The 1,865-nt window shown below is 52.0% G+C and carries 2 protein-coding genes; both read left to right on the forward strand.

Going from position 1 to position 1,865, the window contains the following annotated elements; translation table 11 throughout:
- Positions 1–225, forward strand: a 225-nt coding sequence (locus FJZ26_05760; GenBank protein ID MBM3229914.1) for a DUF167 domain-containing protein, incomplete at its 5' end; no start/stop codon positions are given.
- A complete protein-coding gene (locus FJZ26_05765; protein ID MBM3229915.1) occupies positions 206–1,693 on the forward strand; it encodes a DNA primase in 1,488 nt (495 codons plus the stop codon). The genes FJZ26_05760 and FJZ26_05765, both read left to right, overlap by 20 nt.
- Positions 1,694–1,865 lie beyond the last annotated feature (172 nt).

A 1,865-nucleotide genomic window follows, 5' to 3' on the forward strand; every position in this document is an offset into this window, starting at 1 on the left:
GCAGGGAGGATAACAGTTTGCGTAAAATCCGGGCGCGAGGGAAACAGGGCAAATTGCGAGCTAATTGAAAGGCTTTGCAGGCTGCTTGGCTGCGATGTCAAGGTAGCTTCCGGGGCAAAGTCGGCAAGCAAGGTGCTTGAGATAGGCTGCACTGAAGAGGAATTTTCAAAAAAAACAGGAATTATGATTGAAAACGGTGACTTATATGGGCAAAACATACATTGACACGGTAAAATACCTAGTATATGCAAGCGTGGACATTGAGGGCTTGGTTGAAAAGCCAGATGTTGTCGGGGCTATTTTCGGCCAGACTGAAGGGTTGCTTGGCGATGAGCTGGACCTGCGCGACTTGCAGAAAAACGGCAGGATTGGCAGGATTGAGGTCGACCTGACGCCAAGGGGCGGCAGGTCTGTCGGCAAAATAAAATTGCCGTCTTCGCTTGACATGGTTGAGACCTGCATTCTTGCATCAGCGCTTGAAACTGTTGACAGGATTGGGCCCTGCGAGGCAAAAATAGCCGTTGAGAAGGTCGAGGACACAAGAAATGCAAAGCGCAAGGTGCTTGTGGAGAGGGCAAAGACGCTTCTCAAAAACCTGCTACTAAACGAGCTTCCCGAAAGCAGGGAGATATCCGAGATGGTCAGGCAGGAGGTCAAGGTTGCCGAAATCTCCGACTACGGCGAGGACAAGCTTCCATGCGGCCCTGGCATTGAAAAATACAACGAGATAATTATCGTTGAAGGCCGCGCAGACGTGCTCAACCTGCTCAAAAACGACATCACAAACGTGATTGCGGTCGGCGGGGCAAACGTTGGCGGCACTATTGCAAAGCTTGCAAAGGAAAAGGAAGTGACTGTGTTCCTGGACGGCGACAGGGGAGGGGACATTATCCTCAACGAGCTTTCCAACGTTGCCGAGATAGATTTTGTTGCCCGCGCGCCATCAGGCAAGGAAGTAGAGGAGCTTGCAAGAAAGGAGCTTATCAAGTGCCTGAGGGGCAAAGTGCCCTTTGAGCAGGCGGCTGAGGAAAAAAGGAATGGGGAGGCTGAAAGGCGGGGCAGAAGGTTTGAGGGAAGGTATGATGAGAGGCGCCCTGACAGGTTTGACAGGCGCGAGCGGGGCGCAAGGCAGTTTGACAGGCCGCGCGAGGGGCAGCAGGGTGATGCGCCGCAGGTGAGCCAGTTTGAGTCTGCACAGGCGGCTGCGCCAAGACAGCACGAGGCGCACCAGTTTGCGCCAAGGCATGCCCAGGCAATAAGGCCAAAGCCCGAGCAGCAGGCTGAAGCCCAGGCTACAAGGCAGGAGCAACAAACACAGCTTGAAGTTGCACAGGAGCCGCAAGTGCAGCGGCAGGATGTGCAGCAGGACTTGCAACAGGCCCCCTTAGGCGCAGGCCAGGCTGTGATGGCACAGATTCCAGAGGCCCTAACAAAAAGCCTTGCTGAGCTTGAAAACACACTGCAGGCAAGGTTTTACGATGCAGGCCTTGGATTGCTCAAGGAAGTTCCGATAAGGGACATGTACAAGACACTTGAGGCTGAAAGTTCCGTGCATGCGGTTGTGTTTGACGGCATTGTGACGCAGAGGTTTGCCGACCTTGCAGAAAAGAAGGGAGTGAAGGCAATCCTTGGGGCAAAAATGGGCAACGTGTTTAGGAAGCCAGAAGGCGTTAACATACAGACGAAAAACTAAAAGGCAATGAGGTTAGTTTGGCTGGCGTTTTGCCAGCCCTCTTTTTTCATTTTACCTTGGCGATAGTCCTTTTGTTTTTCATAATCTGTCTTATTTTCTATTTTCAGTGCATAGTTTTTCATGTTCTATCTTTATGCACTTGTTTGAAATTACATGCAAGCCGGCTTCGTGC

The sequence above is a fragment of the Candidatus Parvarchaeota archaeon genome (assembly GCA_016866895.1).
GTDB lineage: Archaea > Micrarchaeota > Micrarchaeia > Anstonellales > VGKX01 > VGKX01.